This is a genomic window from Streptomyces sp. NPDC007157 (assembly GCF_040634235.1).
GTDB lineage: Bacteria > Actinomycetota > Actinomycetes > Streptomycetales > Streptomycetaceae > Streptomyces.
The window spans coordinates 235,348-257,015 of the sequence record NZ_JBEYFE010000002.1 but is presented as its reverse complement, the minus strand read 5'-3'; the positions used below and the strand labels follow the sequence as shown (position 1 = coordinate 257,015).

Here is a 21,668-nt window from a genome sequence, read left to right as displayed (position 1 = left end):
CGCCGGGGAAGGACCGGGGGTACGGCAGCGCCCCGGCACCGCATACAGTGCCGGGGCGGCCGAAAGGGTGTGGTCGCTGACGCCTCAGACGACAACGTTCTTGAGGGCGTCGGCGAGCGCCGCGGCCTCGTCAGGGGTCAGCTCGACGACGAGCCGACCGCCGCCTTCGAGCGGAACGCGCATGACGATGCCCCGCCCCTCCTTGGTCACCTCGAGCGGGCCATCACCCGTCCGCGGCTTCATGGCCGCCATGCTGGTTCCCCTTCCTGAAAACAGCTCATCGTCTGCCGACGGCCCACGAGGGCACGCGCGATCCTGGCGGGACACGCGGCACCGGCATCGAACACATTGCTTCCAAGCCATTATCCCGCATCTCAGGACCCGATGACCAACATCAGTCGGCATCGCTTGGGCAACGCGCGCGAGCAAAACCACCCAATTCGGCGATGTGACTGCGATACTGCGCCGCCCCACGTCCTTACGCCGACCGAGTAGGCTCCGGTTTTCTTTGACGCAGGTCACACGACGGGTCCCGTCCTCGGACGGCGATCTCCGCCATGCTGTCCTTCGGACACGGACGTACCGAGCGGTACGTCAGCCGCGACGACGGAGACGACGGAGGGGACGCACCATGACCGACACCGTGCTCTACGAGGTGAGCGACGGACTCGCGACGATCACGCTGAACCGCCCCGAGGCGATGAACGCGCTGAACATCGCGACGAAGGTCGCGCTTCGGGAGGTCGCGCAGGAGGCGGCGGCCGACACGGCCGTCCGGGCGATCCTGCTGACGGCCGCCGGGGACCGGGCGTTCTGCGTGGGCCAGGACCTCAAGGAACACATCACGCTGCTCGCGTCGGACCGGGAGTCGGGTTCGGGGCAGACGATGACGACGGTCCGGGAGCACTACAACCCGATCGTGCGGGCGCTGGCCGGGGCGCCGAAGCCGGTGGTGGCCGGGGTGAACGGCGTCGCCGCCGGTGCCGGTCTCGGGTTCGCGCTGGCCGCCGACTACCGCGTGGTCGCCGATACGGCCGCCTTCAACACGTCGTTCGCGGGGGTCGCGCTGACCGCGGACTCCGGGGTGTCCTGGACGCTGCCGCGGGTCGTGGGGCCGGGGCGCGCCGCCGACCTGCTGCTCTTTCCCCGCAGCATCAGCGCGCAGGACGCGTACGAGCTGGGCATCGCGAACAAGGTGGTGCCCTCGGCCGAGTTGCGGGACGAGGCCGAGAAGGTCGCCCGGAAACTGGCCGAAGGACCGACCGTGGCGTACGCGGCGCTGAAGGAGGCCGTCGCCTACGGGCTCACGCACTCCCTCGACGAGACGCTGGACAAGGAGGACGAGCTGCAGGCCCGGGCCGGGGCCTCCGAGGACCACGGGATCGCCGTCCAGGCGTTCGTGAACAAGGAGAGGCCCAAGTACTTGGGGCGGTGAGCCTCGTTGGGGAACCGCGGGTGCGTGGAGGCCGGGCGCGCCCGCGCGGCGGAGCCGCATGTCGATGCGGCCCCGCGCGCCCCTAGAGTGCGCGTCTGCTCACGCATGTTTCCAAGTGGTCGTCGACCAGGCCGCATGCCTGCATGAGGGCGTACGCCGTCGTCGGGCCGATGAAGCGCAGGCCGTGCTTCTTCAGGGCCTTGGACAGAGCCGTCGACTCCGGGGTGACCGCCGCGACGTCGGCGGTGGTCTTCGGCGCGGGGTAGGCGCCCGGCTCCGGGGCGTGCGACCAGATCAGGGCATCCAGCGCGCCCGGTTCCCACTCCGCCAGGACCTTCGCGTTGGCCATCGTCGCGTCGATCTTCGAGCGGTTGCGGATGATGCCGGGGTCCGCCAGCAGCCGCTCCCGGTCCTCGTCCGTGAAGGTGGCGACCTTCTCGATGCGGAAGCCGGCGAAGGCGGTCCGGAAGCCGGGGCGGCGGCGGAGGATCGTGATCCAGGAGAGTCCCGACTGGAACGCCTCCAGGCTGAGGCGTTCGTAGAGGGCGTCGTCGCCGTGGACCGGGCGGCCCCACTCCTCGTCGTGGTACGCCACATAGTCCTCGGTGGACAGGGCCCAGGGGCAGCGCAGCCTGCCGTCCGGCCCGGCCACCGCCGCTCCGTCGGTCACGGCCGGTCCTCCGGTTCCGGCTTGGCCAGCGAGGTGTGGGGGGCGGCCTGGGCGCCGGCCAGCGCGGACTCCAGGTCGGCGATCCGGGAGTCGCGCTCGGCGAGTTCGGCGCCGAGACGGCTGAGCGCGTCGTCGACGTCCGCCATGCGGTAGCCGCGCGGGGCGAGCGGGAAGCGGAGGCTGTCGACGTCCGCGCGGTGCACCGGGCGGTCCGGGGGCAGCGGGTCCTGGAAGCGCTCGGGTGCCACCTCGGGCAGCGGGCCGCTCTCGCCGCCGCTCACCACGGAGAGCGTGACCGCGGCGACCACGACCGCGAGCGCGACGACCAGGAACAGGAACATAACCATCGCGGTGGCCCCCAGGCTCGATGAAGCTCGGTGCGCACTCATGGTGCCGAGTGCGCTTAGTGTGCTCGGTGTCGAATGTGTCTGTGTCCGATCGTGCCATGCGAGTCTGACAGTCAGGGGCGCAGGCGGTCGTTCCGAGGGACTTACTACGAGAGGTCACAGGCGATGCTCAGGCTGGGCAAGCGGGAGTTCGGACCGCACGAACCGGTGATCATGGCCATCGTGAACCGGACCCCGGACTCCTTCTACGACCAGGGGGCGAACTTCCACGACGAGCCCGCCCTCGCGCGCGTGGAGCAGGCGATCGCCGAGGGGGCCGCGATCATCGACATCGGCGGGGTGAAGGCCGGGCCGGGCGAGGAGGTCACGGCCGAGGAGGAGGCACGGCGGGTCGTCGGGTTCGTGACGGAGGTGCGCCGGCGGTTCCCGGAGGTCGTGATCAGCGTGGACACCTGGCGGGCGTCGGTCGCGGAGGCCGTCTGCGAGGCCGGGGCGGATCTGCTGAACGACGCGTGGGGCGGGGTCGATCCGGGGCTGGCCGAGGTCGCGGCGCGGTACCGGGTGGGGCTGGTGTGCACCCACGCGGGCGAGGCGGAGCCGCGGACGCGGCCGCACCGGGTGACGTACGACGACGTGATGGCCGACATTCTGCGGGTGACCCTGGCGCTGGCCGAGCGGGCCGTGGCGCTGGGGGTGCCCCGGGAGTCGGTGATGATCGATCCCGGGCACGACTTCGGGAAGAACACCCGGCACAGCCTGGAGGCGACGCGGCGGCTGGGTGAGATGGTCGAGACGGGGTGGCCGGTGCTGGTCTCCCTGTCCAACAAGGACTTCGTGGGCGAGACGCTGGACCGGCCGGTGAAGGAGCGCGTGATCGGCACGCTGGCGACGACGGCGGTGTCGGCGTGGCTGGGGGCTCAGGTGTACCGCGTCCACGAGGTGGCGGAGACCCGGCAGGTCCTGGACATGGTGGCGTCGATCGCGGGCCACCGGCCCCCGGCGGTCGCCCGGCGGGGGCTGGCGTGACGGGGGCCGCGCCCCGGCCCCCGGGACCCCGCCCGCCCACCGCCCGACCCGGTCGGTGGAAAGCCGCGGCCAAGTGAGCTCTGGGCTCGCTTGTCAGCACATCGAGTCGGGCGGGCGGGTGGTCAGCGCGCGGGCGCTCAGCGGCCGGCTTCCTTGGACACCAGGGCCACCGCCTCCGACACGTCGTCCGTGACGTGGAACAGGAGCAGGTCCTTCTCGCTCGCCTTGCCCTGCGCGATCAGGGTGTGCTTGAGCCAGTCCACCAGGCCGCCCCAGTACGCGCTGCCGAACAGCACGATCGGGAAGCGGGTGACCTTCTGCGTCTGGACGAGGGTGAGCGCCTCGAAGAGTTCGTCGAGGGTGCCGAGGCCGCCGGGCAGCACCACGAAGCCCTGCGCGTACTTGACGAACATCATCTTCCGCACGAAGAAGTACCGGAAGTTCAGGCCGATGTCGACGTAGGCGTTCAGGCCCTGCTCGAAGGGCAGCTCGATACCGAGGCCGACCGAGACGCCGCCCGCCTCCAGGGCGCCCTTGTTGGCCGCCTCCATCGCGCCGGGCCCGCCGCCCGTGATGACCGCCCAGCCGGCCTCGACCAGGCCCCGGCCGAGCTGCACGCCCGCGTCGTACTCCGGCGAGTCCACCGGCGTCCGCGCCGAGCCGAACACGCTGATCGCGGGAGGGAGTTCGGCGAGCGTGCCGAAGCCCTCGATGAACTCCGACTGGATGCGCAGCACCCGCCAGGGGTCCGTGTGGACCCAGTCGGAGGGGCCGCCCGCGTCCAGCAGACGCTGGTCCGTCGTGCTCGCGGTCACCTGACCGCGCCGTCGGAGGACCGGTCCCAGGCGCTGCTCGTCCGGCGGCACCTTCTTCCCCTCGGGGTTCCCGGTAGGCATATGTGCGCTCCCTCCGCTTGCAGGTGTATCCGCCCCAGCGTAGATCCAGCCGGGTTACAGGCGCGGGACGTCGGCATGTCCGGTGCGAAGCGCCACCGTGTGGCTCAGCCGGTCAGCCAGGCGCGCAACCGCTCCTCGCCCGCCAGAATCTTGCCGGTTTCCACCTTTTCGTCCCGCTTGTGTGCCAAGTGCGGGTTGCCGGGCCCGTAGTTGACCGCCGGGACGCCGAGAGCCGAGAAACGGGAGACGTCGGTCCAGCCGTACTTGGGCATCGGGGTACCGCCGACCGCCTCGATGAAGGCGGCCGCGGCCGGGTGCGAGAGACCGGGCAGCGCGCCGGGGCTGTGGTCGTCGACCACGAACTCCTCGACCCCGCAGTCGGCGAAGACCTCGCGGACGTGTGCGATCGCCTCCTCCTCGGAACGGTCCGGGGCGTACCGGAAGTTGACGGTGACCACGCACTCGTCAGGGATGACGTTGCCGGCCACCCCGCCCGAGACGCCGACCGCGTTGAGGCCCTCGCGGTACTCCAGGCCGTCGATGACCGGGTAGCGCGGCTCGTAGGCGGCGAGCCGGGCGAGGATCGGGGCGGCCGCGTGGATCGCGTTGGAGCCCATCCAGGAGCGCGCGGAGTGGGCCCGTTCGCCGGTGGTCTTCAGCAGGACGCGCAGGGTGCCCTGGCAGCCGCCCTCGACCTCGCCGTCCGACGGTTCGAGGAGGACCGCGAAGTCGCCCGCCAGCCACTCCGGGTGGGCCTCGGCGACGTGCCGGAGGCCGTTGAGATGGGCGGCGACCTCCTCGTTGTCGTAGAAGACGAAGGTCAGGTCGCGGTTCGGGGCGGGGACGGTGGCCGCGATGCGCAACTGGACGGCGACGCCGGACTTCATGTCGCAGGTGCCGCAACCCCACAGCACGCCGTCCTCGTCCAGGCGGGACGGCACGTTGTCCGCGATCGGGACGGTGTCGATGTGGCCGGCCAGGATCACGCGCTCGGAGCGGCCGAGGTTCGTGCGGGCGATCACGTTGTTGCCGTGGCGGTCGACCGTCAGATGCGGCAGGGCGCGCAGCACGGCCTCGATCGCGTCCGCGAGCGGCTTCTCGGTGCCGCTCTCCGAGCGGAAGTCGACGAGTCGCGCGGTCAGCGCGGCCGCGTCCAGCGTGAGGTCAAGCGAGGTGTCGGCCATGGCCCCGACCCTAGCGCGCAGCACCGCGCGGGCGGTTTCACAGGCTTCCCGACCCGGGGGTGCACAGCTCGTACTCTCCAGTATGTTGTACGCGTGCCAGAGCCGTCCCCCACCCGCCCCACACGTCGCCGCCGTGTCCTGCGTTTCGTGTCGGGTTTGCTCATCCTGTGCGCCGTCGCCGCCTATCTGGTCGTCCAGTACGTCACCGGCGGTGGTGGCGACGAGGGCTGCAAGGTCGTCTCGGGCCGAAGCGACAGCGAGTCGTACGAGTTCACGCCCGAGCAGGCGGTGAACGCGGCGACGATCGCCGCCGTCGGCACCGGGCGCGGTATGCCCGAGCGGGCGGTGGCCATCGCGCTGGCGACCGCGCTCCAGGAGTCGGGGCTGCTCAACATCCAGCACGGCGACCGGGATTCGCTGGGCCTGTTCCAGCAGCGGCCCTCGCAGGGCTGGGGCACCGGGAAGCAGATCCTGGACCCGGCGTACGCGGCGGGCATGTTCTACGCCCACCTGGCCAAGGTGCGCGACTACGAGACCCTGCCCCTGACGGTCGCCGCACAGCGCGTGCAGCGCAGCGGCTACCCGGAGGCGTATGCCAAGCACGAGACCGACGCCACGCTGCTCGCGGCCGCCCTGACCGGGCAGGCGGCGGCCACGCTGACCTGCGACGGGCGCCCGGCGGCCGGCACCGAGGCGGCGGCGACGGGCCCGGACGCGGTACGGACCGCGCTGGTACGGGACTTCGGGCGGGACGCGGTCGAGGAGGCCGGTGCGGAGGTGAACGGCACGTCCGCGAGTTCACCGACACCGACGCCGAGCGTGACCGCCACGGCACACGGGCGGACCGTGACCGTGCCGGTGCCGGAGGGCGGGAAGACCGACAGGTCCGGGCGCACCGAGAGCGAGCGCGGCTGGCAGCTGGCGCACTGGGCGGTGGCCAACTCCTCCGCGCTGCACATCCAGCGGGTGTCGTACGCCGGCCGGGAGTGGTCCGCCGGGAGCACGGAAAGCCAGTGGCAGTCGGCGGCCGGTTCACAGGGCGCGGGCGGTGCGGAGAAGTCCGCGGGGTCGGTGCGGATCCTGACCGGGCAGTAGTTCGGCTCTTCACTCCGGCGGGTCGGCCCGGGCGGATCGGGTCCATGCTGTGCGCAGGTTTTCGCACGGCCACTCACGTACGCGCGAAATCCCTTGGGAGCGCGGGGACGTAAGGATTCTGCGGGTTACGACGAGGTCTCGACCCGGGCACTATTTGCCCGTTTTTATCCACACCCGATAATGCGATGCGTTATCAATTCTTTACCCAGCGCCTCCGCAACCTTCGCGGGCTTCGAGCGGTAGTCACGGCGATCACGTTCCCTCCCGTCGAATGGAGCACCATGTCCCTCCCTCTGACCCGCCGGATCGCCCGTGCCGCGCTGCTCGTCGCAGCGGGAGCGGCTGCCGGGGTCGGTGCGGCCGGCTCCGCCGGCGCGGCCCCGAGTCTGCCGGCCACCACCCCCAACCTGGGCGGCCTGACCGCGCTGGACGGGGCGAGCGTCGGCACCACCGCCGACGCCGCGGCGCAGAACGTCACCGGGGCCGTCGGCCACACCGGCGGCAAGACGGTCGAGTCGGCGCTGCCGGCCGCGGGCAAGACCGGCGGCAAGGCCGTCAAGGTGGCGGCGCCGGTGGTGCAGCACGCCGCCGGTGACGCGGCCGGCTCCGCCGGTGGGCTGCTCGGTGAGACGGCGGCCACGGCGACGAAGGGCGGGCTGCCGACGCAGGGGCTCACCAAGGGCGGGCTGCCGACGCAGGGGCTCACCAAGGGTGGGCTGCCGGTCAAGGGCCTGCCGCTGGGCGGCTGACGCCGCGGCACCGGTGGTGTGAGAAGGGACCCGGGGTTCGCCCCGGGTCCCTTTCCGTTGTGCGTTGCGCGCGGGTGGTTCCGTCGTGCGTTGCGCGCGGGTGGGCGGGGTCCGGTCGCGCCCACGCGGCGGAACCGCGTGTCGATGCGGCCCCGCGCCCCTAGGCCAGTCGCGCCACCGCGGCGCGAATGCGCTCGTCCGTCGCCGTCAGGGCCACGCGTACGAAGTTCTCGCCCGCTGTTCCGTAGAAATCGCCCGGTGCCACCAGGATGCCGAGTTCGGCCAGGTGGGCCACCGTCTGCCAGCAGGACTCGCCCTTCGTCGCCCACAGGTAGAGGCTCGCCTCGCTGTGTTCGATGCGGAAGCCGTGGGCCACCAGCGCCTCCCGGAGAAGGCCGCGGCGGGACGCGTAGCGCTCGCGCTGTTCCTGGACGTGGGTGTCGTCGGACAGGGCCGCCACCACCGCCGCCTGCGTCGGTGCCGACGTCATCATGCCGCCGTGCTTGCGGATCTCCAGGAGGGGGCCGAGCACCGCCGGGTCGCCGGCCAGGAAGGCCGCGCGGTAGCCCGCCAGGTTGGACCGCTTGGAGAGGGAGTGCACGGCCACGATGCCGTCGTACGAGCCGCCGTTCACGTCCGGGTGCAGGACCGAGACCGGGTCGGCCTCCCAGCCCAGTTCGAGGTAGCACTCGTCGGAGAAGACCAGGACGCCGTGGGCACGGGCCCAGGCGACGGTCTCCGTCAGCTCCTGCGCGGAGAGGACCCTGCCCGTCGGGTTGGACGGGGAGTTCAGCCAGAGGAGCTTCAGGTTCGTCGGGTCCAGATCGCGCGGGTCGTCGTAGACCTCGTACTCCGCGCGGGCCAGCCGGGCGCCGACCTCGTAGGTGGGGTAGGCGAGGCGCGGGTAGGCGACCTTGTCCCCGGGGCCGAGGCCCAGCTGGGTGGGGAGCCAGGCGACGAGCTCCTTGGAGCCGACGATCGGCAGGACGTGGCGGTGGGTGACGTCACGCGCGCCCAGGCGGCGCTCGACCCAGCCGGTGATCGCGTCGCGCAGCGCCGGGGTGCCCCAGACCGTGGGGTAGCCGGGCGAGTCCGCCGCGTCGATCAGGGCCTTCTGGATCAGGTCGGGGACCGGGTCCACCGGGGTGCCGACCGACAGGTCGACGATGCCGTCCGGGTGCGCCGCTGCCGTCTTCTTGTACGGCTCCAGCTTGTCCCAGGGGAAGGTGGGCAGACGGTCGGAGACTGCGGACACGGTCACTGGCTCACTTTCTTCGGTACGACCGGTGCGGCCTGTACGACTGGTGCGGCCGGCACGACCGGCACGACCGGTACGACCGGTACGGCAAACGCCTCGGTCCCGCAGGCGCGGATCGGGTGTGATCAGGCCGTACGGGACCGAGGCGGCACGGTGGTGCGGCGGGCCGCCGTTACGGCTTACTCGGCCTGCGGGGGCAGCGCGGCGACGAAGGGGTGGTCGCGCTCGATGAGGCCCAGCTTGCTGGCGCCGCCGGGCGAGCCGAGCTCGTCGAAGAACTCGACGTTGGCCTTGTAGTAGTCCTTCCACTCCTCCGGAGTGTCGTCCTCGTAGAAGATCGCCTCGACCGGGCAGACCGGCTCACAGGCGCCACAGTCAACGCATTCGTCCGGGTGGATGTACAAGGACCGCTGGCCCTCGTAGATGCAGTCGACCGGGCACTCCTCGATGCACGCCTTGTCCTTCACGTCGACACAAGGCTGCGCGATGACGTAGGTCACGCTGTCGTTCCTCCTCGATTGGGCGCTGGCGGGCCTCCGTAGGCTCCGCCGCCTGGCGCGCGGGAGCGCGGCGTCGTCGATGCCCGCACCTAGTATCTCCGTTCTCGGGCATGATCCGAACAGGAGGGGTGAACTGACCAGTGGAAATCTCGGCCGCAGGACGCTTCGAGGTCCGTATCACCGCTGCTGACGTGGGCAAACGGGTCTCTGTGCGCCGTTTGGCCGGAAATGGCGCCACCGAGGAGAAGTTCACCGACACGGTGGGTGTTCTCACATCATGGGACGACGACGGCGTGTTGACGATCATCCGGCGGGACGGGCAGATCGTCCGGATAGCGGAGTCCGCGCTGGTGGCCGCCAAAGTGGTGCCGGCCGCTCCGGCGCGCCGCCGGGGACCGGCGGCGACGTACCGGGAACTCGCGCGTGTCGCCTCGCGCGGCTGGCTCCCGCTGGAGAGCGAACAGCTCGGCGAGTGGGAGCTGCGGGCGGCCGCGGGGTTCACGCGGCGGGCCAACAGCGTGCTGCCGCTCGGTGACCCCGGGCTGCCGCTGGACGCGGCCCTGGAGGCCGTACGGCGCTGGTACGGCGAGCGGGGGCTGCCCGCGTACGTGCAGACCGCGACCGGCGCCGAGGGCACCCAGGAGCTGCTCTGCGCGGAGCTGGAGCGGCGGGGCTGGGTGCGTGAGGTGAGCGCCGAGCTGTGGACCGGTGCGCTGGCGCCGGTGGCGGACCGGGCGGAGGGGGCCGATGTGGTCCTCTCCCGGACGGCCGACGAGGCCTGGCTGGCGCGCTACCAGCGCAAGGGGGTCGGCGAGGTCGCCCTGCGGGTGCTGGGCGGAGGGCCGTCCGTGTGGTTCGCGACCGTTCCCGGCGAGGGTGCCCCGGCGGCCATCGGGCGGTTGGTGGTGGACGGCCGGTGGGCCGGGTTCGCCGCCGTCGAGGTGGATCCGGCGCTACGACGCCGGGGGCTGGCCGGCGAGGTCATGGCCGCGCTCGCCCGGCGGGCGCTGGAGGAGGGCGCGTCGGCGGCCTGGCTCCAGGTCGAGGCGGAGAACACGGGGGCGCGGGCGCTGTACACCCGGCTGGGGTTCGGGGCGCACCACGCGTACCACCACTACAGGGCGCCGGAGGCGGACGGCCGCTGAGGCCGCCGCGGTACGGATCGTTCCGGAAGGGCACCGAACAGCTATGCATCCCCCATTTCCAGATCCGGATCCGGATCCACGTCCGCAGCCACGTCCGCCGTCGCCGGAGCGGGCCGCCGAGGTGCGGGAGCGGTTCGCGGAGGAGGTGCGGTCTGAACGGCCCGATCTGGCGACGCTGTGTCTGCTGCTGGGCGCGGCGGCCGACGGCTCGCTGGACGAGGCCGGGATCGACGCGGCGCAGATGGAGCTGGACCGGCTGGCCGGGCAGCTGCCGTACCGGCCGGGCGGGCCGCTCGCCTGGGCCACGGCGGCCCACCAAGTGCTGGGCGAACGGTTCGGCTTCCACGGCGTCGCCTCGGACTACCGCAGGCTGGGGTCCTCGCTGCTGCACGAGGTGCTGCGCCGGCGGCGCGGGCTGCCGATCCTGCTGTCCGTGGTCTGGCTGGAGGTGGCCCGGCGGGCGGGGGCACCGGTGTACGGGGTCGCGCTGCCGGGGCACTTCGTGGTGGGGTTCGGGCCGGCCGAGGAGCAGGTGCTGGCCGATCCGTTCGACGGGGGGCGGGTGCTGAGCGGGGCGGACGCGCAGACGCTGGTGGCAGGGGCGGCGGGGGTGCCGCTGGAGCCGGCGATGCTGGAACCTGCCGATCCGCTGGACGTCCTGCGGCGGATCCTCAACAACGTGCGGGCCTGGGCGGCGGCCCGGCCGGAGCGGTCGGAGGTGGGCCTGTGGGCGGTGGACCTGTCGCTGCTGATGCCCTCGCACCCGGCCCGGCTGCGGTACGACCGGGCGCGGCTGCTGGTGGAGCGGGGCGACTTCGTCGACGGCGCCGAGGAGCTGGAGGAGTACGCGGGGCTGATCGACGCGGTGGACGAGGGGGCGGCGGCGAAGGTGCGGGGCGAGGCCCGGGCGGCGCGGGCCCGTCTCAACTGACGGGAGCGGGGGCCGCCGCCGCTTCGCCGTAGGAGTGGCGGTGCGTGTGCGGCCGCGGGTACGTCGTGGCTTGTCGCGCAGTTCCCCGCGCCCCTGAGCCGGCCACCCCGCCCGGCGCCGACAGACTGCCGTCGATCGGTCCTTCGTACGCGTCCTGGCTTGACCGCCGATCCCCACGCCCCTGAGCCGGCCACCCCGCCCGGCGCCGACAGACTGCCGTCGATCGGTCCTTCGTACGCGTCCTGGCTTGACCGCCGTTCTTCACGCCCTCTGGGCCGGCTACAGCCAGCCCTTCTCCCGTGCGATCCGGACCGCTTCCGCCCGGTTGCGTACCGCCAGCTTCTGGATGGCTGTCGAGAGGTAGTTCCGTACCGTCCCCTGCGAGAGGTGCAGCGCCGCCGCCAGCTCCGCGTTCGTGGAGCCGTCGGCCGCCGCGCGCAGGACCTCCCGCTCGCGGTCGGTGAGGGGGTTGGCGCCCTCCGCCAGGGCCGCCGCCGCCAGGGTGGGGTCGATGACGCGCTCGCCGGCGAGGACCTTGCGGACGGCCTCGGCGAGTTGGGCGGCGGGGGCGTCCTTGACCAGGAACGCGTCGGCGCCCGCTTCCATCGCGCTGCGCAGATAGCCGGGCCGCCCGAACGTGGTGAGGACGACCAGCTTCACGGCGGGCAGCGCCCTGTGCAGCTGCGCCGCCGCCTCGATGCCCGTACAGCCCGGCATCTCGATGTCGAGCAGGGCCACGTCGATGCCGTTCGCCTGCGCGGCGGCCAACACCTCGTCACCGCGCGCGACTTGGGCCACGACCTCGATGTCATCCTCCAGGCCCAGCAGGGCGGCCAGCGCCTCCCGGACCATCGACTGGTCCTCGGCGAGGAGGACCTTGATCGTGCTGCTCATGCCCCGGATCCTACGGCCCCTCCGACGCCGAGCGGGACCCTGGCGACCAGCCGGAAACCGCGCTTCCCACGGGCCGCCTCCAGGGTGCCGCCGGCCTTCTCCAGCCGCTCGGTGAGCCCGGTGAGGCCGTTGCCGGGGCCCTTGCCGGAGCCGCCCGAGCCGTTGTCCTCGACGGAGAGTTCGAGGACCGGGCCGTCGAGGGTCTGGCGGCGCAGCAGCTCCACCGTGCAGCGGGTCGCGCCGCTGTGCCGTACGACGTTGGTGATCGCCTCGCGGAGCGCCCACGCGAGGGCCGCCTCGCCGTCCTCGGGTACGTCGGTGAGGTCGGGGTCGGCCGGGACCTCGGCGACGACCGCGGCGGCGGTCAGGGCGACCTGGGCGCCGGCGAGTTCGGCGGCGAGCCGGGGGCGCCGGTAGCCGGTGACCGCCTCCCGGACGTCCACCAGGGCCTGTCGGCTGACCTGCTCGATGTCGGAGACCTGCTGGGCCGCCTTGTCGGGGTGGTCGGGGAGCATCCGGCCGGCCAGCTCGCTCTTCAGGGTGATGAGGGAGAGCGAGTGCCCCAGCAGGTCGTGCAGGTCACGGGCGAGCCGCAACCGCTCCTCGTTCGCGGCCAGTTGGGCGACGGTGGCGCGGGCCTTGCGCAACTCGATGGTGGTGGCGACCAGTTGCCGTACGCCGATCATGGAGTAGCCGACCAGGAGCACCACCAGGAACAGGCCCCAGGCCTCGTCCAGGGCGTGGTGGTACCAGCCCGCCAGCATCATGGCGGCGGTGTTCAGCGGGATCGTCCAGTAGGCGACCCGCAGCGGGAAGGTCACTCCGCACATCACGGAGACGTACACGAACAGACCGAACCAGGAGCCGCCGAGGCCGAAGGCCAGCACGACCGCGAGCGTCCCCTCCACGGCGATCGCGGCGTCGACGATCCAGCCCCGGAAGGGGCGGCCCATGGAGCGGAAGACGATGGCCAGGTAGATCCAGGCGAAGGCCGCCAGGCCCGCCCAGCCGGCCACCGTGGCCGCGGTGCCGTGGTGGCCGGAGGCCAGGTCGTCCGCCGGGGAGGCGAGGTAGATCAGCCAGGGCAGGACCCACACCATCTTGCGCAGCGCCTCGCCCCGGCTGCGGGGCGGCTGGCCGATCCGCACCAGCCGGTCCCCCCGCGCTTGCTCGTCCGGCCGCGGGTCTTCCGTCATCGTGCTCACGCCTTCAGCGTGTCCTTCCGGTACAGCCAGGCCGCGCCGCCGACGAAGAGGGCGAAGAAGACGACGAGGATGGCGATGTCCTTGGCCTGCGGGGCCTGGCTCTGTTCGATGGCCCGCCCCAGTGCAGCGTACGCGTGCGTGGGCAGCCACTTCGCGATGTCCTGGAGCCAGGTCGGGAAGGAGGAGGACGGCCACCACAGGCCGCCGAGGATCGACAGGCCGAAGTAGGTGATCATCGTGATCGGGCGCACCGCGTCCCCGGAGGCGAGGTAGCCGATGGCCACGCCGAGCGCGGCGAAGACCAGGCTGCCGGCCCAGATGGCGCCGGTGAGGGCGAGCCACTGCCAGGCGTCCAGCCGTACGTCCTTCACCGTGGCGGCGACCACGAAGACGACCACGATGGAGGGCAGGCTCACCACGGCGGCGCTGGCGGTCTTGGCGAGGACGTAGCCGCGCCCGGGCAGGGTGGTCAGCCGCAGCTGCCGTACCCAGCCGCTCTCGCGCTCCTTGGCGATGCGCTCGCTGTTGCCCATCAGGACGGCGGTCAGGGCGCCGAAGGAGGCCATGGAGACCATGACGTAGGCCGCCAGGGAGAGCCCCGAGTCGTCGACGGTCTGACTGGTGTCGCCCTGGCTGGCGACCAGCAGGAAGATGATCGACGGGTAGATCACCGAGAAGAACAGGAACTTGCGGTTGCGCAGGGCGCGGGCGAGTTCCAGCTTGATCAGGGCGTTCATGACTGCGTGACCTCCTTGGCCTCCTCGGCCTCCGTGATGGCGACGAACGCCTGCTCCAGGCCGAGCCCGGCGACTTCGAGGTTGTGGGGGTAGACACCCAGGCCGTAGAGGGCGTGGACGGTGGCGTCGGCGTCGGACGACTGGATACGGACGGTCTGCCCGGAGATGTCGACAGCCGTGAGGAACGGCAGCGCCCGCAGCGACGCCTCGTCGATCTCGCCCTCCAGGTCGAAGGAGACCCGGCGGGCGCCCGCCTTGGCCTTGATCTCGGCGGCCGTTCCGTCGGCGAGCAGCCGGCCCCGGTGCAGCACCAGCACCCGGTCGGCGATGGCGTCGGCCTCTTCGAGGTAGTGGGTGGCGAAGAGGACGGTACGGCCCTGGTCGGCCTGTTCGCGCATGGTGGCCCAGAAGGCCTGGCGGGCGGAGACGTCCATGCCGGTGGTCGGCTCGTCCAGGACGATCAGGTCGCTGTCGCCGGCGGTCGCGAGGGCGAAGCGGACGCGCTGGGACTGACCGCCGGAGAGCTTGTTGACCTTGCGGTCGGCGATCTGCGAGATGCCCGCGCGGGCGAGGACGTCGGTGACCTTGTAGGGCTTCGGGTGCAGATCGCAGGCGAGCTTGACCAGCTCGCGCACGGTGACCTCGTCCATCAGGCCGCCGCTCTGCAGCATCGCGCCCACCCGGCCGGCGACGATGGCCTCGCGCGGGGTCATGCCGAAGACGCTCACCGAGCCGGTGTCGGCCTGCTTGAGGCCGAGCAGCAGATCGAGCGTGGTCGACTTGCCCGCGCCGTTGGGCCCGAGCAGGGCCACGGTCTCCCCCGGGTGCAGCCGAAGCGAGAGCCCGTCGACGGCCCGCACCTTCCCGTAGGTCTTGCTCACCTGGTCGAACCCGACCACCACCGGGGTGCCGGTGGCGGTCGTCGCCGCTGTCGTTGTCATGCCGTCCATGTTCGCGGCGGGACCCTGGCCGGGGGCAGTGCCGACCGTCCGGAGTGCCGTATGACAGATGTCATCCGCACGGCGTGACACGCGAGAGGGGGGCGCCCGGTGCTCACCGGGCGCCCCCCTCTCGGAGTGGGCGTCAGCTGGGGTTGGTGTCGATGACCCCGACGCGCTCCGCCGTCGTCTTGCCGACGAGCGCCTTGCGCAGCGCGGAGGCGACGTCCTGCGGGGTGACGGCCGTCTTCTGACCGGTGCCCCGGGTGATCAGCACGCCGTCGAAGGTGGCGCCGTACGCCTTCTTGAGCGCATCGAGGTCGTACGTCTCCACCAGCTTGCCGTCGACGGCCTTGAAACCGAGGATCTTCGGCAGGGACAGGGCACCGAACGGGATGCTGTGCACCGAGTCCGTCTGCACGATGACATTGGCGGACATCGCCGGCTCCGCGAAGGCCTTCATCTCGCGGTCGACCTCGGCGTTGGAGACCGTCGGCTGCACGGTGGTCGTCGGTACGGCCACCGCGGAAGCCGCGCCCGTCTCCACCATCGACTCGTACGCCTGCTTCACCGCGTTCGTGGAGGCGGCCGCGTCGATGCCCTTGCCCGCCTTGCCGTAGACCGCGACGGCCTTGCCGGAGGTGAACTTGATGGTGCCCTCGGTGGCCGAGCCGGAGCCGCTGCCGAGGCCCTTGAGAGCAGCCTGGAGCTTCTCCTCGTCGACCGGCATGGCGGGCTCGACGACCCGCTTCTGGCCGAACAGGGACCCGATCACGGAGACCGGGTTGTAGTCGCTCTTGGCGGCGGCCTCGACCGTGGACTGCATGTCGAACTGCAGGCCCGCCTGGTCCGGCGGCAGCGAGACGGTCTTGCCGTCGACCGACAGCTTCAGCGGCTTGTTCACCCGTGAGCCGAACGCGTCGTCGAGCTTCTTGACGGCGTCGTCACGGGTGCCGCCGCCGATGTCGACGCCGAGCACTGTGGTGCCCTTGGGCACGTCGGAGTGGTTCATCAGGAGCCCGGCGCCGTAGACGCCGAGGCCGGCGACCACCACGACGCCGACGAGCAGCGGCAGCTTGCCGCGCTTCTTCTTCGCCTTCGCCTTGCCCTTGGACTCGGCCGGGGGCGGCGAGACCGGTTCGGGCAGCTTCGGGGGCGTGTGCGGCAGCGGCCCGTCGGCGGGCGCGCCCGGCGCGAACGGGGAGTTCGCGCCCGGCGGTACCACCGGGATACCGCTGGTGACGGTGTGTCCGGAGACGATGTCCGCCGGGGATCCGTAGCCGGGCGTGCCCGGTTCGGGGGCGGGCTTCTGCGGGGTGAGGATCGCGGTGTCGTCGCTCAGACCGCCGCCGGGGCCGAGGCCGGGACCGGCGGGGGCGGTGCGCGCGCCGGGTCCGGCCTGGGCGTGCCGGCCGGCGGGGCCGCCCGGACGTACGCCGGGGCCGGCCTGGCCGCCGGGCGCGCCGAAGGACTCGCCACCGGTGAAGGGCGCGCCGCCCGGACCGCCGGGGCCGCCGGTGACCGGCGGGATGAACGGGCCGTCGCCGGTGACCGGGCCGCCGGTGGGGCCCGCCGGGCCCTGCGGGCCGCCGGGACCGCCGGGCAGGCCGGGGCCGTTGAAGCCGCTGGGGCCGCCGGGACCGGCCGGGCCGCCGCCGGGCGCGCCGGGACCGGGCTGGGCGCCGTTCTGGCCGCCGTTCTCGGAGAAGTACGGCAGTTCGTCCCGGCGGGGCTCGCCGGGGCCCTTGGCGCCGCCCCGGGGGCCGCCGAGCGGGCCCGCGGCGAGCGCCTCGGTCACGTCGAAGGAGCCGGTGCCGCCGCCGTGTCCGGGGGCCACCGGGCCGCCGGTCGCGCCGGTGGGCAGCCCCGCGCCGTTGGTCGAGCCGGGCCGGGACGCGCCGGGCACGCTCATGGAGCCGACGACACCGCCGGGGCGGCCGCCGTTCGGACGCGCGGCACCGGGGGTGCCCTGCGCGGCCGGGGCGTTCGGCGCCGCGGCGGGCGAACCGCCGGGCAGGCCGGCACCGTTGGTGGCGCCGCCGCGCTGACCGCCCTTGGCCGGACCGGACTTGCGCGGCGCGAACCAGTCGCTGGCCTGCTCGCCGGTGGCGGGCCCCGGCGCGGTCTCGGCGGGCGGCTCGACGGTGCCGGTGGACATGGCGGCGCCCGTCGGCTGCGCGTGCGTGCCCGTCTCCTCGCCGCCGCCGCTCTCGGCGTCGGCGACCGGGGTACGGACGACCACCGGCGGAATCGGCCGGGATCCGGGGATGTTGATCCGGATCCGGGTCGTCAGCGTGGTCTCGGTCTTTCGTTCCTCCGGCTGCGCGGCCGAACGGCCCGCGCCCTTGCCGTCGTCGGAAGCCATGGGGGTCCCGTACGGCGGTGTGCCCGAGGGGTAAGCGGCTCCCCCGTGCCCGTCGGGCCCGGAGGAAGGAGTGTCAGTTTCACGACTCAAGGCAGGTTCTCCCGGTTGGCTCCGCCGCCCGTACGACCTTGCTCGGGCGGCTCGGCGGCGCGCACCACCATACTGGCCACTTCTGGCGCTTATCCCATGACCGCTGGGGAAACCCACACCGGACTCGCACGCGCGCCGCACGGCGAAGTAGTACGTCAGTTGCCAAGTCGGGCGCCGTCCGCGTCGGGTTGCCGCCCCAAACCTATAGTGGCGCAGATCACAGCCAGCGCCATGCCGCCGAGCAGGAAGAGGTAGGAACCGCCTCCCGCGCCGAACAGGAAGTCGCCCTCGGGTCTACTGGCGGTGAGCAGGATGACGGCGACGACCCAGCCGAACGCGGGCGCCACGGCCCCGGACCGGCTGCCCAGTGCCCGCGATCCGCCGAGGAAGAGCCCGGCCGCACCGGCCAGGGCGAGCAGCAGCCCGCCGGGGAACCAGGCGGCCTGGACGAGGGCTCCGGCGAGGCCGACGACCGCGCCGAGCACGATCAGCCCGATCAGGGCGGCGATCCGCCCGGCGGGTGGCCGCTGCAACGGTTGCGCGAGCATCGAGCCACGCCCTGCGGAGCTCATGACGCCTCCCCGATACCGGCGAAGAGATCGGTCTCGCGCGCCGCGCCCGGCTCGCCGACCGCCAACTCGTAGTACTCGGTGATGAATACGGGCTGCGCCAACTCATTGCTCAGCGCGAAGTAGGGGACGCCGTGCGGCGCCACCTCGACCTGGGTGGCATGGGCGGCCATCGCGGCGGTCTTCGCGGCGGCGTACCCGGTGCCGTCGATCTCGGTGGTGACACGACGGTCCTCCACCACGCCGGGCACGTCGTCGACGGCGGCGGACTTGGCGAAGGGCAGCCCCGGCAACTCGTCCTGGAGCCGGGCGAAGGCGGCCACGGCGACCGTGCGCGGGACGCGGTTCCAGTAGACCTTGGAGACGCGGTGGCCGGCCTCGGCGGCCAGTTCGACGGCTCTCATGGCGACACGGTGGGCCTGGATGTGGTCCGGGTGGCCGTATCCGCCGTTGTCGTCGTAGGTGACGACGACCTGGGGGCGGACCTCCAGGATCACCTCGGCCAGACGTCCGGCGGCCTCGTCGACGTCGGCCTGCCAGAAGCAGCCGGGCGTCTCGTTGTCGGGCAGGCCCATCATCCCGGAGTCGCGGTAGCGGCCCGGGCCGCCGAGCAGCCGGAAGTCGGTGACGCCGAGCTCGCGCATGGCGGCGGCGAGCTCGCCGAGCCGGTACTCGCCCAGCGCCGGGCCGGTGAGATCCCGCAGCTCGGGCGGAATGACCTCACCGCCCTCGCCGAGGGTGCAGGTGACCAGCGTCACATGGACGCCCTGGTCCGCATAGCGGGCCATGGTGGCGCCGTTGTTGATCGACTCGTCGTCCGGGTGCGCGTGCACCAGCAGCAGACGCCGGGCGGGTAGCGGCCGGGCGGGCGGTTCCGTCATGTGCCCAGCCTACGAAACGCCACCGGCAGCGCCACGCAGCCCCGGTCACCGAGGCCGGCCGGGTCGGAAGGTGGTCCGGGTCAGAACTTGATGCTGCCGATCATGCTGGCGACGTTGGTCGTCAGATCGCTGATCGTCGGCGCGATGGTCGAGGAGGCGAGATAGAAACCGAGCAGCATGCAGACGACCGCATGCCCGCCCTTCAGACCCGACTTCTTGATCAACAAGAAGACGATGATCGCCAGCAGCACCACCGCCGAAATCGAGAGTGCCACGGCGGCTCACCTCCAAAGATCCCAGGGACGCGGGGGGTTCGGGTATGGGGGTTGTAGATCGGTACAGCAAATCCATGCGCAAGCCAGCGGGTTCATACCCACTCAGCGGTAGTGATCATAACTATGCGTGCTCGCGCATCGCTCGGCGCACGGCCGCACAAGGGGGCGCATGGCCAATATGGTCAGGGCATGAAGACCGAGGCTGTCTCATTCCCCCGCCGGCACGCCCGCACCCAGCGTTTCACGCTCGGCGCGCCACGCGCGTTCACCGTGGCCCCCGACGGCTCACGCGTGGCGTTCCTGCGCTCCGGTTCCGGTACGGACCGGGCCAATTCCCTGTGGATTCTCGATGTGCCGAGCGGCGAGGAGCGCCTGGCGGCGGACCCGCGCACCCTGCTCGGCGGCGCCGAGGAGCACCTCTCGGCGCAGGAGCGGGCCCGTCGCGAACGCAGCCGTGAGGGCGGTGCCGGCATCGTCGGCTACGCCGCCGACGCGGCCCTGGAGCTGGCGTCTTTCGCCTTGTCAGGGCGGCTTTTCGCGGCGGAGCTCCGGGCCGGCACCACACGCGAACTCGCGGTCCCCGGGCCGGTGATCGACCCCCGCCCGTCCCCCGACGGCCGCCATGTCGCGTACGTCGCGGAGGGCGCCCTGCGGATCGTGGGCGCCGGCGGCGAGGGCGACCGGGCGCTGGCGGAGCCCGAGTCGGAACAGGTCACCTATGGACTGGCCGAGTTCATCGCGGCCGAGGAGATGGGGCGTGCGCGCGGATTCTGGTGGTCGCCGCGGTCCGACCGGCTGCTCGTGGCCCGCGTGGACGACACGCCGGTACAGCGGTGGTGGATCGCCGACCCCGCCCACCCCGAGCGTGAGCCACATCATGTCGCCTACCCGGCGGCGGGCACCAAGAACGCGGACGTACGACTGTTCGCCTACGACCTCGAAGGGGGGCGCGCGGAGGTCTCCTGGGACCGGGAGCGTTACCCGTACTTGGCGCATGTGCACTGGTCAGAGGCGGGTGCACCGCTGCTGCTGGTACAGGCGCGCGACCAGCGCAGCCAGCTGTTCCTCGCCGTGGACCCGGGGTCGGGGGCGACCCGGATGGTGCACGCCGACGAAGATCCAACATGGCTTGAACTGTTCGGTGGAGTGCCCTGCTGGAGCCCCTCCGGACAGCTGGTCCGGATCGCCGACGAGGGCGGCGCGCGGGTGCTCGCGGTGGGTGAACGGCCGCTCACAGGAGCCCAGTTGCACATCCGCGCGGTGCTCGACGTGACCACCGACGACGTGCTGGTTTCCGCGTCCGCCGGCGAGGAGGCCGAGTCCCCCGAGATCGGCGAGGTACACGTCTACCGCGTCAATGAACTCGGCGTGGAGCGCGTGTCGCAGGCGCCCGGCGTGCACACGGCCGTACGCGCCGGGGGCGTGACCGTTTTGGTGTCCGCCGCTCTGGACACCCCGGGCGCCCGTGTCCAGGTGCTGCGTGACGGAAAACCTCTGACAACTGTCATGTCGTACGCCGAAGATCCCGGTTTGTCCCCGCGCGTGACACTCACCGAGGGGGGCGCACGCCGAATTCCGTGCGCCGTGCTTATGCCACGGGACTACCACGGGGACACTCCCCTTCCGGTTCTGCTCGACCCCTACGGCGGTCCGCACGGCCAGCGCGTGGTCGCCGCGCACAACGCCCACCTCACCTCCCAGTGGTTCGCCGACCAGGGTTTCGCGGTGGTCGTCGCCGACGGGCGGGGCACCCCCGGCCGCTCCCCCGCCTGGGAGAAGGCCGTCAAGGACGACATCGCGGCGATCGCGCTGCAGGACCAGGTCGACGCGCTCCAGGCACTCGCCGCGGACTTCCCGCTGGACCTGACCAGGGTGGCGATCCGCGGCTGGTCCTTCGGCGGCTACCTCGCCGCGCTCGCGGCCCTGCGCCGCCCGGACGTCTTCCACGCGGCGGTGGTCGGCGCCCCGGTGACCGACCTGCGCCTGTACGACACCCACTACCAGGAGCGCTACCTCGGGGACCCGGGCGAGCAGCCGGACGTCTACCGCCGCAACTCGGTGATCGACGACGCGGGCCTGGTCGACGCGGCCGAACCGCACCGCCCGATGATGATCATCCACGGTCTGGCGGACGACAACGTGGTGGTGGCCCACTCACTGCGCCTGTCCAGCGCCCTGCTGGCGGCGGGCCGCCCGCACGAGGTGCTCCCGCTGTCGGGCGTCACACACATGACCCCACAGGAACAGGTCGCGGAGAACCTGCTGCTGCTCCAGCTGGACTTCCTCCGGCGCACTCTCGGACTGGACTGAGCGACAGCGCTCCACAGAGGAAAGGGGCAACGGGCCGGGACGACATGGCGCGTCCCGGCCCGTTTACGGCACCCGCACGGCCGTACGCTGATTACAGTGCCGCGTCCGTATATCGGGACCGGGTCGGTGAAGTTGCCTCCGTGTTAACGAGATTGACCCCGGTTCGCC

At 72.3% G+C, this 21,668-nt stretch carries 22 protein-coding genes; 7 read left to right on the top strand and 15 right to left on the bottom strand.

The window, feature by feature from the left end; translation table 11 throughout:
- Window positions 1-84: 84 nt before the first annotated feature.
- A complete protein-coding gene (locus tag ABZ642_RS04090) occupies window positions 85-252 on the bottom strand; it encodes a DUF3117 domain-containing protein (protein WP_004950282.1) in 168 nt (55 codons plus the stop codon).
- Window positions 253-631: 379 nt separating this feature from the next.
- Between ABZ642_RS04090 and ABZ642_RS04085 the strand changes: the two genes are divergently transcribed.
- Window positions 632-1,435 (top strand): enoyl-CoA hydratase-related protein, encoded by an 804-nt coding sequence (locus tag ABZ642_RS04085; protein WP_360476716.1) that lies wholly within the window; start codon window positions 632-634, stop codon window positions 1,433-1,435.
- Between the two features lie 82 nt (window positions 1,436-1,517).
- Here the strand turns inward: ABZ642_RS04085 and ABZ642_RS04080 are convergent, their stop codons facing one another.
- Both ABZ642_RS04080 and ABZ642_RS04075 read right to left on the bottom strand, forming a co-directional pair.
- A complete protein-coding gene (locus ABZ642_RS04080) occupies window positions 1,518-2,105 on the bottom strand; it encodes a DNA-3-methyladenine glycosylase I (protein ID WP_360476713.1) in 588 nt (195 codons plus the stop codon).
- On the bottom strand, window positions 2,102-2,452 hold the full coding sequence (locus ABZ642_RS04075) for a DivIVA domain-containing protein (RefSeq protein ID WP_360476710.1): 351 nt from the start codon (window positions 2,450-2,452) through the stop codon (window positions 2,102-2,104). Before ABZ642_RS04075 ends, ABZ642_RS04080 begins: the two co-directional genes overlap by 4 nt.
- Window positions 2,453-2,617: 165 nt before the next feature.
- On the opposite strand from ABZ642_RS04075, the gene folP reads away from it, so the two are divergent.
- Window positions 2,618-3,478: a dihydropteroate synthase gene (folP, locus tag ABZ642_RS04070; RefSeq protein ID WP_360476707.1), complete on the top strand. Its 861-nt coding sequence runs from the start codon at window positions 2,618-2,620 to the stop codon at window positions 3,476-3,478.
- Window positions 3,479-3,615: 137 nt separating this feature from the next.
- Here the strand turns inward: folP and ABZ642_RS04065 are convergent, their stop codons facing one another.
- Both ABZ642_RS04065 and dapE read right to left on the bottom strand, forming a co-directional pair.
- Complete coding sequence (locus ABZ642_RS04065; protein ID WP_360476704.1) at window positions 3,616-4,374, bottom strand: TIGR00730 family Rossman fold protein; 759 nt, start codon at window positions 4,372-4,374, stop codon at window positions 3,616-3,618.
- A 104-nt stretch (window positions 4,375-4,478) separates the two neighbouring features.
- Window positions 4,479-5,558 (bottom strand): succinyl-diaminopimelate desuccinylase, encoded by a 1,080-nt coding sequence (gene dapE, locus ABZ642_RS04060; RefSeq protein ID WP_360476701.1) that lies wholly within the window; start codon window positions 5,556-5,558, stop codon window positions 4,479-4,481.
- 147 nt (window positions 5,559-5,705) lie between these two features.
- Between dapE and ABZ642_RS04055 the strand changes: the two genes are divergently transcribed.
- Window positions 5,706-6,653 carry a heavy metal transporter gene (locus ABZ642_RS04055; protein ID WP_360476698.1) on the top strand — a complete coding sequence of 316 codons (948 nt, stop codon included), beginning with the start codon at window positions 5,706-5,708 and terminating at the stop codon, window positions 6,651-6,653.
- A gap of 281 nt (window positions 6,654-6,934) precedes the next feature.
- Window positions 6,935-7,402, top strand: coding sequence for an ATP-binding protein (locus tag ABZ642_RS04050; RefSeq protein WP_360476695.1), 468 nt, complete (start codon window positions 6,935-6,937; stop codon window positions 7,400-7,402).
- Window positions 7,403-7,562: 160 nt separating this feature from the next.
- Here ABZ642_RS04050 and ABZ642_RS04045 read toward each other — a convergent pair whose 3' ends face one another.
- Window positions 7,563-8,657 carry a bifunctional succinyldiaminopimelate transaminase/glutamate-prephenate aminotransferase gene (locus tag ABZ642_RS04045; protein WP_360477593.1) on the bottom strand — a complete coding sequence of 365 codons (1,095 nt, stop codon included), beginning with the start codon at window positions 8,655-8,657 and terminating at the stop codon, window positions 7,563-7,565.
- A 182-nt stretch (window positions 8,658-8,839) separates the two neighbouring features.
- Window positions 8,840-9,160, bottom strand: coding sequence for a ferredoxin (gene fdxA / locus ABZ642_RS04040; protein WP_007495984.1), 321 nt, complete (start codon window positions 9,158-9,160; stop codon window positions 8,840-8,842).
- A gap of 140 nt (window positions 9,161-9,300) precedes the next feature.
- On the opposite strand from fdxA, the gene ABZ642_RS04035 reads away from it, so the two are divergent.
- Both ABZ642_RS04035 and ABZ642_RS04030 read left to right on the top strand, forming a co-directional pair.
- Window positions 9,301-10,305, top strand: a complete 1,005-nt coding sequence (locus ABZ642_RS04035) for a GNAT family N-acetyltransferase (protein WP_360476692.1) — start codon at window positions 9,301-9,303, stop codon at window positions 10,303-10,305.
- Window positions 10,306-10,348: 43 nt separating this feature from the next.
- Window positions 10,349-11,236 carry a transglutaminase-like domain-containing protein gene (locus tag ABZ642_RS04030; RefSeq protein ID WP_360476689.1) on the top strand — a complete coding sequence of 296 codons (888 nt, stop codon included), beginning with the start codon at window positions 10,349-10,351 and terminating at the stop codon, window positions 11,234-11,236.
- A 279-nt stretch (window positions 11,237-11,515) separates the two neighbouring features.
- Here ABZ642_RS04030 and ABZ642_RS04025 read toward each other — a convergent pair whose 3' ends face one another.
- The 8 genes from ABZ642_RS04025 to ABZ642_RS03990 all read right to left on the bottom strand — a co-directional run bounded on the left by ABZ642_RS04025 (window position 11,516) and on the right by ABZ642_RS03990 (window position 19,190).
- Window positions 11,516-12,130, bottom strand: coding sequence for a response regulator transcription factor (locus ABZ642_RS04025; RefSeq protein WP_360476686.1), 615 nt, complete (start codon window positions 12,128-12,130; stop codon window positions 11,516-11,518).
- The gene (locus tag ABZ642_RS04020; RefSeq protein ID WP_360477590.1) at window positions 12,127-13,326 is read right to left on the bottom strand and encodes a histidine kinase; all 1,200 of its coding nucleotides are present in this window, start codon (window positions 13,324-13,326) and stop codon (window positions 12,127-12,129) included. Before ABZ642_RS04020 ends, ABZ642_RS04025 begins: the two co-directional genes overlap by 4 nt.
- 5 nt (window positions 13,327-13,331) lie before the next feature.
- A complete protein-coding gene (locus tag ABZ642_RS04015; RefSeq protein WP_360476683.1) occupies window positions 13,332-14,072 on the bottom strand; it encodes an ABC transporter permease in 741 nt (246 codons plus the stop codon).
- On the bottom strand, window positions 14,069-15,013 hold the full coding sequence (locus ABZ642_RS04010) for an ABC transporter ATP-binding protein (RefSeq protein ID WP_360476680.1): 945 nt from the start codon (window positions 15,011-15,013) through the stop codon (window positions 14,069-14,071). The genes ABZ642_RS04015 and ABZ642_RS04010 overlap by 4 nt, the downstream gene beginning before the upstream one ends.
- A gap of 142 nt (window positions 15,014-15,155) precedes the next feature.
- The gene (locus tag ABZ642_RS04005) at window positions 15,156-17,465 is read right to left on the bottom strand and encodes a hypothetical protein (protein WP_360476677.1); all 2,310 of its coding nucleotides are present in this window, start codon (window positions 17,463-17,465) and stop codon (window positions 15,156-15,158) included.
- 155 nt (window positions 17,466-17,620) lie between these two features.
- Complete coding sequence (locus ABZ642_RS04000) at window positions 17,621-18,037, bottom strand: DUF6113 family protein (protein WP_360476674.1); 417 nt, start codon at window positions 18,035-18,037, stop codon at window positions 17,621-17,623.
- Window positions 18,034-18,915, bottom strand: coding sequence for an N-acetyl-1-D-myo-inositol-2-amino-2-deoxy-alpha-D-glucopyranoside deacetylase (gene mshB / locus ABZ642_RS03995; protein WP_360476671.1), 882 nt, complete (start codon window positions 18,913-18,915; stop codon window positions 18,034-18,036). The genes ABZ642_RS04000 and mshB overlap by 4 nt, the downstream gene beginning before the upstream one ends.
- Before the next feature lie 80 nt (window positions 18,916-18,995).
- On the bottom strand, window positions 18,996-19,190 hold the full coding sequence (locus ABZ642_RS03990) for a hypothetical protein (protein WP_089098958.1): 195 nt from the start codon (window positions 19,188-19,190) through the stop codon (window positions 18,996-18,998).
- Between the two features lie 189 nt (window positions 19,191-19,379).
- Here ABZ642_RS03990 and ABZ642_RS03985 point away from each other — a divergent pair, with 189 nt between their 5' ends.
- The gene (locus ABZ642_RS03985) at window positions 19,380-21,500 is read left to right on the top strand and encodes a prolyl oligopeptidase family serine peptidase (RefSeq protein WP_360476667.1); all 2,121 of its coding nucleotides are present in this window, start codon (window positions 19,380-19,382) and stop codon (window positions 21,498-21,500) included.
- Window positions 21,501-21,668 lie beyond the last annotated feature (168 nt).